The 14,614-nt window shown below is 37.9% G+C and carries 18 protein-coding genes; 8 read left to right on the top strand and 10 right to left on the bottom strand.

Annotated features, from left to right (window positions below):
- Positions 1-56 precede the first annotated feature (56 nt).
- The 5 genes from WBM70_RS05595 to def all read left to right on the top strand — a co-directional run bounded on the left by WBM70_RS05595 (position 57) and on the right by def (position 4,545).
- Positions 57-1,034, top strand: coding sequence for a hypothetical protein (locus tag WBM70_RS05595; protein WP_424557525.1), 978 nt, complete (start codon positions 57-59; stop codon positions 1,032-1,034).
- A gap of 44 nt (positions 1,035-1,078) precedes the next feature.
- Complete coding sequence (locus WBM70_RS05600) at positions 1,079-1,885, top strand: hypothetical protein (protein ID WP_424557526.1); 807 nt, start codon at positions 1,079-1,081, stop codon at positions 1,883-1,885.
- 132 nt (positions 1,886-2,017) lie between these two features.
- A complete protein-coding gene (gene tig, locus WBM70_RS05605; RefSeq protein ID WP_424557527.1) occupies positions 2,018-3,310 on the top strand; it encodes a trigger factor in 1,293 nt (430 codons plus the stop codon).
- 110 nt (positions 3,311-3,420) lie between these two features.
- Positions 3,421-4,008: an ATP-dependent Clp endopeptidase proteolytic subunit ClpP gene (gene clpP / locus WBM70_RS05610; protein ID WP_424557528.1), complete on the top strand. Its 588-nt coding sequence runs from the start codon at positions 3,421-3,423 to the stop codon at positions 4,006-4,008.
- 12 nt (positions 4,009-4,020) lie between these two features.
- On the top strand, positions 4,021-4,545 hold the full coding sequence (def, locus tag WBM70_RS05615; protein ID WP_424557529.1) for a peptide deformylase: 525 nt from the start codon (positions 4,021-4,023) through the stop codon (positions 4,543-4,545).
- 127 nt (positions 4,546-4,672) lie between these two features.
- Here the strand turns inward: def and gdhA are convergent, their stop codons facing one another.
- Positions 4,673-6,025, bottom strand: a complete 1,353-nt coding sequence (gdhA, locus tag WBM70_RS05620; RefSeq protein WP_424557530.1) for an NADP-specific glutamate dehydrogenase — start codon at positions 6,023-6,025, stop codon at positions 4,673-4,675.
- Between the two features lie 88 nt (positions 6,026-6,113).
- Here gdhA and WBM70_RS05625 point away from each other — a divergent pair, with 88 nt between their 5' ends.
- Entirely contained in the window at positions 6,114-6,302 is a 189-nt protein-coding gene (locus WBM70_RS05625) for a hypothetical protein (RefSeq protein WP_424557531.1), read from the top strand.
- A 107-nt stretch (positions 6,303-6,409) separates the two neighbouring features.
- Here the strand turns inward: WBM70_RS05625 and WBM70_RS05630 are convergent, their stop codons facing one another.
- Positions 6,410-7,468 (bottom strand): YeiH family protein, encoded by a 1,059-nt coding sequence (locus WBM70_RS05630; protein ID WP_424557532.1) that lies wholly within the window; start codon positions 7,466-7,468, stop codon positions 6,410-6,412.
- 134 nt (positions 7,469-7,602) lie between these two features.
- Here WBM70_RS05630 and WBM70_RS05635 point away from each other — a divergent pair, with 134 nt between their 5' ends.
- Positions 7,603-8,529, top strand: a complete 927-nt coding sequence (locus tag WBM70_RS05635) for a LysR substrate-binding domain-containing protein (protein ID WP_424557533.1) — start codon at positions 7,603-7,605, stop codon at positions 8,527-8,529.
- On the opposite strand, the gene mobA is transcribed toward WBM70_RS05635, so the two are convergent.
- From mobA to WBM70_RS05660, 5 genes are read right to left on the bottom strand one after another with little or no spacing between them, the layout of a single operon-like run.
- The gene (gene mobA / locus WBM70_RS05640; RefSeq protein WP_424557534.1) at positions 8,501-9,082 is read right to left on the bottom strand and encodes a molybdenum cofactor guanylyltransferase MobA; all 582 of its coding nucleotides are present in this window, start codon (positions 9,080-9,082) and stop codon (positions 8,501-8,503) included. The two genes, WBM70_RS05635 and mobA, sit on opposite strands and share 29 nt — an antisense overlap.
- Positions 9,079-10,197 carry an MFS transporter gene (locus tag WBM70_RS05645; RefSeq protein ID WP_424557535.1) on the bottom strand — a complete coding sequence of 373 codons (1,119 nt, stop codon included), beginning with the start codon at positions 10,195-10,197 and terminating at the stop codon, positions 9,079-9,081. The genes mobA and WBM70_RS05645 overlap by 4 nt, the downstream gene beginning before the upstream one ends.
- Positions 10,194-10,679, bottom strand: coding sequence for an RDD family protein (locus WBM70_RS05650; protein ID WP_424557536.1), 486 nt, complete (start codon positions 10,677-10,679; stop codon positions 10,194-10,196). The genes WBM70_RS05645 and WBM70_RS05650 overlap by 4 nt, the downstream gene beginning before the upstream one ends.
- Positions 10,679-11,416 carry a TIGR04219 family outer membrane beta-barrel protein gene (locus WBM70_RS05655; protein ID WP_424557537.1) on the bottom strand — a complete coding sequence of 246 codons (738 nt, stop codon included), beginning with the start codon at positions 11,414-11,416 and terminating at the stop codon, positions 10,679-10,681. Before WBM70_RS05655 ends, WBM70_RS05650 begins: the two co-directional genes overlap by 1 nt.
- 1 nt (position 11,417) lies before the next feature.
- Positions 11,418-12,632, bottom strand: a complete 1,215-nt coding sequence (locus tag WBM70_RS05660) for a type II secretion system F family protein (RefSeq protein ID WP_424557538.1) — start codon at positions 12,630-12,632, stop codon at positions 11,418-11,420.
- Positions 12,633-12,701: 69 nt separating this feature from the next.
- Here WBM70_RS05660 and WBM70_RS05665 point away from each other — a divergent pair, with 69 nt between their 5' ends.
- The gene (locus WBM70_RS05665; RefSeq protein ID WP_424557539.1) at positions 12,702-13,187 is read left to right on the top strand and encodes an exosortase/archaeosortase family protein; all 486 of its coding nucleotides are present in this window, start codon (positions 12,702-12,704) and stop codon (positions 13,185-13,187) included.
- Here the strand turns inward: WBM70_RS05665 and WBM70_RS05670 are convergent.
- Genes WBM70_RS05670 through gspG form a run of 3 tightly spaced genes read right to left on the bottom strand, consistent with a single transcriptional unit; the run spans position 13,173 to position 14,572 of the window.
- Entirely contained in the window at positions 13,173-13,586 is a 414-nt protein-coding gene (locus WBM70_RS05670; protein WP_424557540.1) for a hypothetical protein, read from the bottom strand. The genes WBM70_RS05665 and WBM70_RS05670 overlap by 15 nt on opposite strands.
- Entirely contained in the window at positions 13,583-14,131 is a 549-nt protein-coding gene (locus WBM70_RS05675; protein WP_424557541.1) for a type II secretion system protein, read from the bottom strand. The genes WBM70_RS05670 and WBM70_RS05675 overlap by 4 nt, the downstream gene beginning before the upstream one ends.
- Before the next feature lie 9 nt (positions 14,132-14,140).
- Positions 14,141-14,572 carry a type II secretion system major pseudopilin GspG gene (gspG, locus tag WBM70_RS05680; RefSeq protein ID WP_424557542.1) on the bottom strand — a complete coding sequence of 144 codons (432 nt, stop codon included), beginning with the start codon at positions 14,570-14,572 and terminating at the stop codon, positions 14,141-14,143.
- Positions 14,573-14,614: the final 42 nt, after the last annotated feature.

The following is a 14,614-nucleotide window of genomic DNA, read 5'->3' on the forward strand; positions in this document are numbered from 1 at the left end:
ATTAATACAATATGCATTATCATAAGAATTACTATTTAACACTATAAGGAAAAAATATGAAATTACATAAAGTTATACTAGCCTTTATGATGCTTGTAGGCTTGGCTCAAGCTGAAGCAAAGTTAACAGCGGAACTCTGGGGTTCAGAAGGTAATCAAAGAGTACAATTAGACCAGTTGATCAAAAAGATAGACACAGTTGGTTACTCTACAGTGGCTGCCAATAAAGATATCCAAGTGCATTACTACAATAAATTTAAAGAGAGTACTTTAGAGATGATCTCTTTCTTTGGACTTGTGAATAAAGAAGCACTGAGACCTCTTTTACTTAAAAACCCTGATTTTGGTGCCTATGCTCCGTACAACTTTTTTGGTTACAAAATACTTGATAAAGCAAAAGATGATAACACATGGTATGGACACCTTGCTCCGAATACTATGCTAGATATCATCGGAGAACAAGATGCAGATGCAAGAAAAGCCTTTACAGATATGGTTGGTTCTTTTGATGAATTAGTAAAAAAAGAGATGAAGCCTACAATGTCAAAAAGATTTGAGCATACTAAGCCACTCCCGAAAAATGGACTTACAAGACTGGTAAAAAAGTTTGAGAAACCTGATGATATGGAAGAATTCGTTGAAGATTTTGTCATGGATCATGATGGACGTTTCTCTAAGCATAATTTTATTATCGCTGGATTTATTGATTTCAAATTTGAATATTCTGATATGGACTTAGAATTTGATAAATATGATGCATACTGGGTTTCTCTGCTTTGTCACTTTGAATTTTCAAACTCTATCTTCAACAGAGGTCTTCCTGAAGCGGGTATGTTCGCACCATGTTCAGTATATTTCTATATTCCTAAAGGAACAAATGAATTACATGTAGGATATGCAAGTGTAGACAACTGGATCAATGCATTGAACTTCACAGACCAAAAACGTATCGATTATATGAGAGCGATCGATGCAGAAGTGGTTGAAACATTTAAAGAGATGGGCTTTGAAGTTGTAACACTAGGTAAAGACTAGTCAAACAATTTGAAGTAAAGAAATTACTAAAATAAGGAAAGAAGATGAAATTAATGAAAATGACATTGGCGTTTTTATTGGCGCTGGTTACTGCACAAGCGGAAGGTGCTAAATTAGAAATAGGTGCTACGGCACCGGCAGTACTTAGTACATACTATGCAGCTAAAGCACAGGATGCAAATGCAGTGCAATCAAAATTGAAAGCCAATGGTTTCTCAGTTTTGGCTACAACAGCACCGATCAAAGGTTCGACAGTGATCACGATCACGAACAAAGAATTACAAGCAACAAACTCTTGGTTGGCAACACTGAATGTACTTGTAAATGAAAAAGAAGTACGTGTACAAAATCCATCATATTTTGGAGCGGCATATCTTCAAGACAAGTTTAAATATGGTCAGTTCTCTGGAACATTGAAGTCTCTTCAAAAAGCACTTGGTGATCTTCATACAGTCAAAGATGAGTTTAAACTTTCAAAACTTGCTAAATATCAATTTATGATGGGTATGCCTTATGTAGATGAGACGATCAATGTAGGTGAGGGTTCAGATCTGGCAAGTAAGTTAAAAGACAACAAATATGTTGCTTACAGCCTTAAACTTCCTAATGGATCAACACTTGTGGGACACAGTTTAAGAAGCAGAACCAATAAATTCCTTCTTAAGATCGATGCTGGTCATAATGCACAGATCTTACCATACAGAAGTATTATCAAAGATGGTAAAGCTGTGATGTTGGATCCTAAGTATTACCTAGCAGTTTCTTTACCGCTTCTAAGCATGGGAGAGTTTATGAAAATAGCTTCTACCCCAGCTGAAATAGAAAAAGATATCAAAAGAACTTACAAATAGCGTGACCTCTTCGCTATCCAGAACTACTCTGGATAGCCTTTTTACCACCCTTTTCCCCCTATAATTTTAATGCTTATTGGTATTTCAACTTTATTTAGATAAAATCACGTAATTATATATAAAAGGATTGTAGTGAAAGTTACAGTAAACAAAGTAGACGACGCAAATGTAATCGTAAGTGGTACTATAGAAAACAGTGCTGTTGAAGAGAATATTAACAAGATGGCTGTTCAAGCGGGTAAAGAGATGAAAGTAGATGGTTTCAGAAAAGGTAAAGTACCTGCACATGTAGTGAAAAAACTACATGGCGACAAACTTGCACAAGATGCTGAAGGTGAAGTGCTTAAAGAACTTATCGATGCAGGTATCAAGGAAGCAGGTCTCAATTCAGCAGACATTCTTGGACAACCGACATTTAAAAAGTATGATAAAAAAGATTCAGGTATTGACGTTGAAGTAGAAATTTCTACAAGACCAGTATTTGAAGCAGAAGGTCACATGGATGTGCTTCCTGCCTTTGACAGACCAACAGCATCAGAGAAAGAAATTGAAGAAAAATTGAATGAAGTTGCATCACAGCAATCACCTTATGCAAAGATCAAGAGAAAGCGTATGGTAAGAGATGGAGATATGACTCTTATCGACTTTGAAGGTTTTGTTGACGGTGTAGCATTTGATGGCGGTAAAGCAGAGAAGTTTAACCTAAAGATCGGTTCAGGTCAATTCATCCCAGGATTTGAAGAACAGATCATCGGTATGAAATATGAAGAAGAAAAAACGGTTACAGTAACTTTCCCGGAAGATTATCAGTCAGCTGATCTTGCAGGTAAAGAGGCAGAGTTTAAAGTAACACTTCACGAGATCCAAGAGCAAGTACCTGCAGAACTTAACGATGAGTTGGCACAAAAACTTCTTCAGGGTGAAGAGAATGCAACGCTTGAAATGCTTACTGAAAGAGTAAAAACACAGATCGAATCTGCTGAAATTTCAAAAATCTATAATGAAGACCTCAAACCAAAATTGGTTGAAGCATTGGTTGAAAAATTTGATTTTGCACTACCAAATAACATTGTTGAACAAGAGATCGATGCAAAGATCAATGCAAAAGCAAGAGAGATGAGTGAAGATGAGCTTAACTCTTTCAAAGACAACCCTGAAAAAGTTGAAGCACTTCGTGAAGAAGTAAGAGCAGATGCAGTTGCATCTGTGAAAGCAACATTTATCGTAGATGCATTGGCTAAGAAAGAAGAAGTAGCTGTAGATGATCAAGAAGTATCACAAGCTATTTACTATGAAGCAATGATGAGTGGACAAGATCCACAAGAAGTGATCAAATACTACCAGGAAAATAATCTTCTCCCTGCTGTGAAGATGGGTATGATCGAAGATAAACTCTTTGGTAAGATGTTAGGTCTCGATAAATAAAACAAATGTGTAAACAGCAACAAACGTTGCTGTTTGCTTTGTTAACTTATAGAGTGTATAGTTGAGTTGATATGAAGATCTATTTAACTATATATTATTAAAGGTAAGAAATGAGCTATATTCCATACGTTGTAGAACAAACAGGTAGAGGTGAGAGATCTTATGATATCTATTCACGATTACTTAAAGACCGCATCATTATGCTAAGTGGGGAGGTAAATGATCAAGTAGCCTCTACCGTTGTAGCACAACTTCTTTTTCTTGAAGCGCAAGATCCGGATAAAGACATTTACTTTTACATTAACTCTCCGGGAGGCGTGATCACTTCAGGACTCTCTATGTTCGATACGATGAACTATATCAAACCGGACATCGTCACTATCTGTATCGGTCAAGCAGCATCTATGGGTGCCTTTTTACTTGCTTCGGGTACAAAAGGTAAGCGTTATGCACTACCGCATGCACGTATCATGATCCACCAGCCTTCAGGTGGTGCACAGGGACAGTCAACAGACATCCAGATACAAGCGCAAGAGATTCAGAGGCTCAAAGACACACTCAATGAGATCTTGGCAGAACAGACAGGCAAAACAGCCAAACGTATTGAAAAAGATACAGAACGTGATAACTTTATGTCTGCTGCAGAAGCTATGGAGTATGGTCTCATAGATAAAGTACTTACAAAAAGTTTTACATAATAGAGACAGTAGATGGTTAGAGAAATAGTAGTATATCCAGACAAAAGACTTAAACTTATCTCAAAAGAGGTAGAGTCTTTTAATGGTGCTTTGCATGATCTTCTTGATGACATGTACGAGACGATGCGTGCCCGTAATGGTGTAGGACTCGCAGCTATTCAAGTGGGCATTGATCTAAGAGCGCTTATCATAAATATCCCTTTAGAGGATACGGACGGTGAGCATGATCAGCCTAAAGAAAATACCTTAGAGATGATAAACCCTGTGATCATCGAAAAAGATGGTAGTGAAAAATTTCAGGAAGGGTGTCTCTCTATTCCCGGTATCTACGAAGAGGTAGAGCGTGCCAAACATGTTAAGGTGGAGTATTGTGACAGAGATGGTCATAAGCATACTATAGAAGATAATGACTTTCTAGCTATTGCTATTCAGCATGAGATGGATCACTTGGATGGCAAGGTATTTATTGAAAAACTCTCATATATGAAAAGAAAGAAATTCGAAAAAGAGTGGAAACGAAGACTAAAAGAGGCATAATCAAACATCTTGCACGGAATGTTTTGTCGGAGTACTGATTGTGCGCCTCGAAAACCTTCCGCACAATCTAAGTACTTCTGACTCTATTATGTGAACTGTCATTTTTTAGAAAAGCACTTTATAATTTTTACACCCCTTGCATGATCATCGCATCAGCTACACGTTTAAATCCTAATATATTTGCAGCAGAGATAAGGTCCATCCCAAGATTATGTTCATCACATGTTTTCTTGAGATCAATGTAGATAGTTGACATAATGTCTCGCAGCCTTTTATCTACTTTTTCAGATGAAAGATAGTTCAGTGAACTGTTTTGACTCATCTCCAAAACACTGACAGCAACACCACCGGCATTGGCTGCTTTGGCTGGTGCAAAAAGAATTTTATTTTCTACAAAAAGTTCGATGGCTTTAGGTGTTGTTGGCATATTAGCACCTTCAGCAACAATTTTTACATCATTATGTATAAGTAATTGTGCACAGTTTTCACCTAATTCATTTTGTGTGGCACATGGAAATGCTGCAAAACACGGGATATCCCATACAAAACTACTGCCCTGTACATAGTTTTCTCTTTTTACATAGGTAGCATTTTTTCTTTCCAGAGTATAATACTCCAAAGAGGCTCTTCTTTCCAGTTTTAAGTTTTTTAAAAGCTCTAGGTCTATACCGTTACTGTCATGTATGGTACCTCTGGAGTCAGAGCACGTTACTGGGATCGCACCAATATCATAGAGTTTTTCTATAGCATGGATCGCAACATTTCCGCTGCCGCTAATAGTACAGATCTTGCCTTTGAGTGTCTCCCCCCTATCCTCCAAGAGGGTTTGGGTAAAGTAGACAAGTCCATATCCTGTTGCTTGTATACGTCCTAAACTTCCACCTAGAGAGAGTGGTTTAGAGGTAATGATACTGTCATAGGAGTTTGTGAGTTGTTTATATTTTCCAAAAAGGTACCCAACTTCTCTTGCTCCTACACCTATATCTCCTCCTAGTATATCAATATCTGCACCGATACTGTTATAAAAAGCGGCCATAAAAGCTTGACAGAATTTCATGATCTCTTTATCACTTTTATCTTTAGGATCGAAATCAGATCCTCCTTTTGCACCCCCTATATGAAGCCCGGTGATCGCATTTTTAAATATCTGTTCAAAAGCAAGAAATTTTAAGATATCCGGATTGACTGATGGGTGAAAACGTACACCACCTTTGTAGGGTCCCAAAGCATTGTTAAATTGAATTCTATACCCATTATTAACATGTACTACATTGTCATCATCCAGCCACTCTATTTTAAAGTGTATGGCTCTGTTGGGTACCATAATACGGTCGATGACATGTTGATCCAGATATTCGGGATGTTTTTCTATAAGCGGCGCTATAGAGACAAGCACTTCTCTCAGTGCTTGAAAAAAAAGGGTATCACCTTTACAGTTACCATTTTTGGCACGATTCATAGACTGCTCAATATACTCCATGATATTCCTTTGTGTTTGTATCAATCAAATTATATTACAATTTGACATATTTTTAACCATTTTTGTAAATTTAGTGCATCATGACGCTATGAATGCAAATAAGATTTTAGAGAATGCCATACATAAATTTGGACTTTCATATAGAAGTATCGTTTCTGTAAAAAAGATAGGCAGAACGATAGCAGATTTAAATGCACATGAGAAGATAGAAAAGTCAGATATATTAGAAGCCCTAAGCTACAGAAGAAGACAGCTCTTTTATTTCACTGCATCTTGAAAGAAATGGCTTCGTTTCGCTCAGTCACATACTGTAAGTATGCTTTTTTATTCCACTCACTCCATTTATTCAAATCTACAGCAAATTAAAAGGCCATGAAGACTTCTTTAGGCACAGACCATTTTAGTCACAACAAATCCACCTATCACAAGCCATGCAAACATAGCTGTAGCAGTATAGATAGGAGCCAGTCCCAATCCTTTAAATTTAGAGAAGCGTGTGCCCATACCCAAAGCAGTCATAGCCATAGTAAGAAGGAAAGTATCTATTTCGTTAATGATGTTTACGATATTTTCTGGTACTAAGTGTAAAGAGTTAAACCCTGCTACACCTATAAAGTAGACAGCGAACCATGGAATCACAAGTTTGACCTCTCCTGAAAGACCACCCTCTTTTTTCGCAGAGTAGCTTAAGTATATTCCCAAAATGATCAGCATAGGTGCTATCATGATCACACGGGTCATTTTAACAATGACTGCATCGTTTGCCATTTCCTCAGGCGCTCCAGGTATTGAAAATGGTACAGCGACAACCTGTGCCACTTCATGGATCGTTCCACCTACATAGATACCAAATTCTTTAGCAGTCATATGCAGAAAACCTGTTGCGTTTTCGAAGATAGTGGTATAGAGTACAGGATAGAGAAACATAGAGATGGTTCCAAATAAAACGACCATAGAGACTGCGATGGCTGTTTTGTACTCTTCTGATTTGAGTACAGGTTCTGTCGCGAGTACAGCAGCAGCACCACAAACAGCAGCACCGGAAGCAGTTAACATAGAGGTATCTTTGTCCATACCAAATATCTTATATCCAAGCCATGAGCCAAAGATAAATGTGGTTGAAAGCATAATGAGGGAGACTAGAAATCCGTCCATACCTACTTCAGCAATCTGTTGAAACGTAATTCTGAAGCCATAAAAAACGATAGCAAAACGTAGTATCTTTTTTGCAGAGAAGGTAATACCTGTTTCCCATTCTGAAGGAATTTGATTATGCATGGTGTTTGCATAAAAAATACCAAGAACGATACCAATGACCAAAGGTGAAAGGCCTAATGCCTTTACTGGCCCGAGTGATGCGATAAATGTTGCAGCAGCTGCGAAAATGGCTACAAACAAAATCCCACTCATGGTACCTTTACGTTTTTCTGGAGAAAACGCCATAAAAATCCTTATTAATTCAAAATAATTGATAACATTTTTAGAATTCTACTATAATTTTGATATAATTTACGAATTATTAACTATACTAATAATAAAATATCAGATATAAAATTATTATAAATAAGAGAGTAGATATGAAATTAACACTTAGGCAAATGGAGATCTTTTTAAATGTTGTTGCCTCTGGCCATTTAACCAATGTGGCTAAAGATATGAAGCTAAGCCAATCAGCCATCTCAATGTCTATTAAGGAATTGGAAAATATTTTAGGACGACCGGTATTTGATCGGATCAACAAGAAGCTCGTTCTTAATGAAGTGGGTCGTGCTTTTTATAAAGAGATTGATCCTATTTTTAAAAAACTCTCAGATATTGAGTATGAATTTAAGAATTCAGAGAACAAAGGGATGATACGTGTTGGTGCGAGTACGACCATAGTCGACTATCTGATGCCAGCTATTATCTGTAGCTATATGAGTTCTTACCCTGATGTCAAAATCACACTTAAAGAGGGGAACACCAAAGAGATAGCTGAAATGATCAAAGCAGGAATGATTGATATTGGTTTTGTTGAAGGATTTGTTCCAGGTGCAGATATAGTAAAAGAGAAGATAGGTGTGGATGAACTGGTAGTCGTGACAGCAGATAAAAACTTGTGTGAAGCCAGTACGATAGATGCACTGTCTCAAAAAAGATGGGTATTGAGAGAAGAGGGGTCTGGTACCAGAGAAGTTTTTTTAGAGTATATTAAAGAGAGGGTAGACGACTTAAACGTATTCTTAGAGCTCGGACATACCGAGTCTATTAAAAGTATTTTGATGAACCGTGAATGTTTGACCTGTATTTCCAAGATCTCAGTGAAAGAAGAGTTGGAAGAAGGAAAACTCTATAAGGTTCCTGTAGAGAACTTTGAGTGTAAAAGAGATTTCTTAATGATCTATCATAAAGACAAATATCATAGTGCATTGTTTGAAAAATTTGTTTTCTTCTCTCGAAAACTGATGACTCAGATGATAGAGGGGGAAACCTGTCTTACCCTGCAGAGTTCTCAAAATGCTTAATCGCTTCCTGATACTCTTCGGGATGATTGAGATTTGTAAACGGTTTATCTTCTTCAAATGGCACGAAACGTGTATGTGCAAGACCCAACAGATCACCCAACCTGTGATTCCCCTTTTCTAATTGCGCGTAGGCCAAAGGCAGAATGGACCTTTTATAGACCCCGCAAAGAGGCTGAACACCACTTGGGCTTTGCGCTACTATGATATCTAGCATACTTTCATCATGTTCCAAAAGATGCTTTATGATTTCCTCATCAACAAATGGCGCATCTACACTTAGGATAAACACTTCATTTATCTCTAATGTTTCAAAAATGGAAATAAGTCCTATAAGAGGTGAAGTCTCTTTGCGTGTGTCTTTGATCACCATGCACTCAAAATCAAATTTATGCTCTTTTGCTGAGATATATACTTTGTTGAACAGTCTACTGAGTTTCGCGTATTGAAACTCAGCCAGAGAAAGATATTCCCCAAAAGGCAAGAGTGCTTTGTCTTTACCCATTCGAGAACTTTTTCCTCCTGCAAATATAACAGCGTTGATAGATCTTGTCATGCTTGTATACTCTTTTTACGTTTTTGGTGTATCAGCAGGACAACAAATGCCATAAAGGTGATAATGGATTCTACCAAGAAAAGATATTCCCCATAGATTTGCCCTGAGAGCACAGCACCTACTGAACCGCCAAGTCCAAATGCAATGCCCAGGAAAAACTGCTGGGCAAGCTTTTTCTGAGTATAAAGTGAAAAAACATAAGTAATGGCTGCAGTATGGTAGAGGGCAAAACCTATGGCATGCAGGGATTGTGATGCAAAAGTGAGTACTACTGAATCCGGGAAGAGGTAGAGCATCATCCATCTCACTGCAGTGACGAGTGTGGCAAACTGCAAGATATGCAGTAAGTTTCTTTGCAGCAGAGGACCTTGAAAGTAGTACATAAAAATTTCACATATCACACCAAAACTCCACATCCAGCTTACCATTTCAAGCGAAATACCATGTGCAGTTTCGTAGATAGTAAAGAAGTTATAGAACCCACCAAAACCTACTTGCATTAAAAAGATGGAGATCCAAAATGCCCAATACTTTGAGAGTGAGAAGGAGGCATCTTCTTCCGGGTTGGAGTGCGAGATAGTGTCATACTTTGTAAGCATAGCGCCAAAAAAAAGGGTTAAAAATGCCATTGCACTTAGGTAGTAGAGCGCTTCATAAGGTGTACTGAGTACTTTACCTAACCATAGTGCTATACCCATAAAGCCAAGAGAACCCCACAGACGTACTTTCCCGTAATGTCGCTTAGACAAAGATGCCAGGGCGATGGTCTCAACATAAGGAAGTGAGATACCCATCGCTGCACCAAAAAGAAGGTTTGCTACAAGGTAGATCCAGAAATCATTGATCGTTGCTAAAAAAAACAGGGTACCAACAAAGGTAAAGAGTAAAGAGAGCTGATAGACATTCGGTGTCAAAGAGAAAAAATGTCTAAATGCAAAGGGGAGTAAAAATCGCATAAAAGGAGCAGCTGCATAAATGATCCCTACTTCCAGAGGCTCATATCCAAGGTCAAGCAAGACTTTTGGCATAAAGATGACATAGACACCTACAAGTGCAAAGTAAAAAAAGTAGTAAGCCCCTAAAAGTGGTGAGAAGAGGGCACTGTTTTGTTTCATTTTTTGTTTACAACAGCCGTTGCTGACAAGAGGTCATGTAATGTTTTGTTGTCTTTTCTAAAAAACATAAGTGCCCAACCTAACATGGTAAAAAGGGACAGTATAGCAGCCAAATTTCTAAAGAGTATCACAAACAAAGAGGGTTTCTTTTTTGTATTTTCGTCGATAAGCGTGATGTTGTAGGCACGATATCCAGGTGTTTGACCGGTCTTATACATAAATATGGTCTGTACAATGATCAGGGGAATAAGTATATAGAACCATCCTGCCAGCCTATGTTCAGCAAAACCTTCTCTCCCGTCCATGACAAGATAAAAGACCACATACATGATAGGCATAAGCAGCATAAATGCATCAGTGATAAATGCTTTTATTTTTAATCCTACGGGAGCATAGTTGTCCTGTTGAGGTACAGGCTTTACTTTTGGAGTGTTTTCCTGCTTCTTTCCCTGTTTGATATCTCTAAAACGTTGCTTTGCCATTAAAAATCCCAAATGACAGAGGCGTAAGGACCCGAAAAGTCCATGTCTGCATGGAATCCATCTACCAAGTCATCGCTGTCTAGATGAAATGCTTTATAGCCTGCTTCCAAGCCTAGCCCCATCACCAAAGTATACCTGGCAGAGAGTTCATAATCATATGTGGTTATATCCGAATAACTGATCGCATTGGCTTCAAGTTGAAAAGAAAGATCTGTTACGGGCATATTAAAACGTGCTTTGCCATAGAGCAAAGGTACCCAGGTTGAAAAGTTTGCAACATCATTCGCTATAGTGGCAGTGACACCCATATCTCCATTGATATACCTTAGTGTGATTCCTGCATCCACTTCGGCCCAATTATCAAGGAGTTCATAATAGAGTGTCACATCTGTCATGTCTAATGACAAACTGCTGTCAATATCTCCTGTAAAGTTGTCAATATCCCCCCACGTAAAGTCATTTACGTTACTGCTTCCCTCATGTGAAAGTGTGGTATACCCCAACTTTACATTCGGAATGACAGGCAAAGGATGTTCAAGATACGCTTTCAAAAAGATATCTTGTTCCTCGCTGAAGCCAAAAGTATCATTAAGATTTTGAGAACTACCTTTGTAAGCAGCATTTCCGCTAGGATCATGGTTAAAGAAACCTAGAGATACTTCTCCTCCTATCGTATCGGCTTGTAGATAGTGCAGTGCTAGAAGTATGAAAAGTATGAGTTTGTTAAGTGTTGACATTTTATTTCAATCCTTGTGTCATGGTAAAGATAGGAAGAAGCATCGCTGCAACGATGACACCCACAACCACACCGATAAAGAGCATCATAAATGGTTCCAATAGACCTAACAGAAGCTTGAGTTTGTCTTCATTCTCTTCTGCGTAAAGTGCGGAGGTGTTATCTAGGATCTGTGCTACTTCACTCGACTCCTCTCCCAAGGCTAAAGACTGCATAAAGTTACGCTTTAGTTTTACACCTTTTGACATTTGGAGAGAGTTTGAAAGCTTATTTCCTTCGAGTACTTTTACGGATGCTTTCTCAAAAAGATCGCGGAGTCCATAGTTTGCAAAAGTAGCTTTAGCAAGTTGTACCGCCTGGGCATACGCCACACCAGAACTTAGCATGAGTGATAGGATGTAAGAAAATCGTCCCAATTCATGGTTTTGGATCAGTGTACCCAACACAGGCATTTTCAAAAATAGTGAATCGATGATACGATGAAAGGCATCAATTTTGGCATAAGTGATTTTAAATATCATGACAATAAGCAATATCGCTATAATGATAGCAACATAGTGAGAGGTTAAAAAGTCACTTAACCCAACTACAAATTGAGTGATAGGAGGAAGCTCCTGACCTGTATCTTCAAATATCCCTGTAATTTTCGGTACAACAAAAGCGATAAGAAAAGAGGTCATTCCTATAGCAACAATAAAAATAATTGCAGGATAAGTCATCGCTCCTTTCACCTGTTTTTTTACTTTGTTCTGTGCAGAGAAAAAGTTTCCCATATTGGTGAGGACCTCAACCATTTTCCCACTCTGTCCCGCGACATTAAGACTTTGGAGGAAAAATTCCGGAAGGGCATAGACCTTTTGCGTATTAAGTGCATGGTAAAGGGACTTTCCTTCATCGATCATGGTCTTAATAGAATTCAGAAAAGAGACATATTTTTTCTCCCCCTCATGTTGGTTCTCAAGGAGTTTAATTGCGGTAAGTATAGTCATCCCCGAATTGAGGTAGGAAGAGAGCTCTTTAGAAAAAGTACTAAGAAGTTCCCCTGGCATTTGTCGTTTGGAAAAGGCTTCAAGTGAAAACTCTTTTGTTGGGGTCAGCCCTTCATGATAGATATTTTGTGTACGGAGTTTTTGACCTGCTTCTTCTATGGAACTTGCTGTAACAGTACCCTTGACTTTTTTACCTGTTTTGTCAAAACCTTTGTACTTAAAAAGCATCAGTGTTACGTCCTTGCAGTAAATAATAAGTATTATAACTTTTTTAGCTGTATCTTGCTATAGTACAAGATGAAACGATTTATAGCACTTTACTTTCTTTTTCTTGCCATATTTTTTACTTTTTTTTATGCAGACACCAATGTGCTATCTGTGTATCTCAATGAAGCACAAACATCACTCACTCTTCTTTTACTCAATAGTTTTTTAGGTCCAGATCAACTTCAGGGCATAGATATCTGGATCAATCCACACTATAAGATCATTATTAACCAGGCGTGTAACGGTATGATCCCTATACTTTTTTTGTTTGCGTCTATATTTGCCTACCCTGCTACAGTATGGCATAAGTTTTTATGGATGGCTATAGGCTATATAGTGTTTTCATTTGTGAATGTATTGCGTATCTTGCTCGTAGTGCATTTTGTAGAGCAAGAGGAAGGAAGAGAAAATTTCTATTGGTCACATGACCTTATGGGTAATACCTTACTTATGGTTGTTGGTTTAGGTCTTTTTATACTGTTTATCAAAACGTCAAGAAGGTCAAAAACCTTCTAGGTTGAAATGATAGTAGATCGATGAATGTTTATCTTTTAGCATGATCTCGTGAACAACGGCTGAAGGACCTCCCTGTTCTTCTGTGGAGAGGATATCCTTCTCTTCAGGGATGAAGATGTCTCTATTGCTTTTTTTTAAGATCTCACGACTTTTAGAATCTTTGATCTTAAAGAATTTTTCCAAAACTTCATAGGCAGTTTTATTGTCTTGATGATGTAAGAGAATATCTTTGCTTAAATAGAGTGAATCCTCTAAAGAGCGTTTGTTTCTTTCAGATATATAAACGATCTGTTCCTGGTTGTCAGTATGAACTTTAAGCACAGGAACAATAGCAAGAGTAATAATGATCACAGAGATGAGTATCTCGATAATAGTAAAGGCAGGACGTAAAGTTCTCAATAGAAATCTCCGCTACCAGATACCAATGCACTGTTTTCCAACCAATACTCTTTTGCCTCTTGTGGAGAAGTAAATTTCTGAGGTTCTCCAAAAAAAGCGGGGAGGAAATAGGTTCCCTTGTCATTCTTTAAAATGATCTGGGTCGAACTTCCATTATTGAAAAAATCCATGATCAAACAGATCTTTTTATCTTGATACCTACCATATTCAATTCGTGAGAGTGAGTCATACTCGTCAATCGTATAGGCTTCGATATTGGTGAGATCTACAGGACTTGTATACTCTTCAAAAGCAGAAGAGATCCCTTGTCTAAAATAGCAAGATCGACATTGGTCGATACAGAGAAGCGTACCTTTTCCGTAAAAGAGTTCTGAGGAGATAATATTGGATTTAAGGTTAAGAGGTGTAAGTGCTTTTGGCTTGTTTTTACCCATCTCCACTCCCTCAAATCCAAGGAAATAGACCATAGAGACTATGAGTATAACGATAAGAAGTTCTAAAAAAGAGAATCCCTTACGCAGTTCATATCTTTTGACATAGGGCATCTAAAAATCTTATTCGTTACATTCGCTAAAGAGGATATCTTTACTACTGCCTTCTCCACCTTCTTTTCGATCAGCACCAAAACTAATGATTTCAAGATCATCACCTTTTTTGATGTATAAAAGTGGCGTTTTCCATGAATCTTTAGGTACTTTTTTTGCATAAGGCATTGCACGATAATTAGGGTATTTATCCGTGTCAGGATTTGAAATAAGTGCTTCAAACCCCTCTTCTGTATCGGGATAAACACCATTATCCAGTTTGAACATATCCAGTACTTTTTTCTGTTCACTCATTTTAAGACAAACGGTATCTCTTTTTGCTTGTTCAGCAGAGTCCATAAGTCCGGGAGCCACAACAGCAACAAGCCCTCCAAGGATAACGATAACTATCAGTAATTCTATAAGAGAAAAACCTGCTCTTAATGGTGTATGTTGTTTCATGTGCATCCTTTAGTTTGCTTCGGTATAATATTTTAGATTTAA

The organism is Sulfurovum sp. (assembly GCF_049668085.1).
GTDB lineage: Bacteria > Campylobacterota > Campylobacteria > Campylobacterales > Sulfurovaceae > Sulfurovum.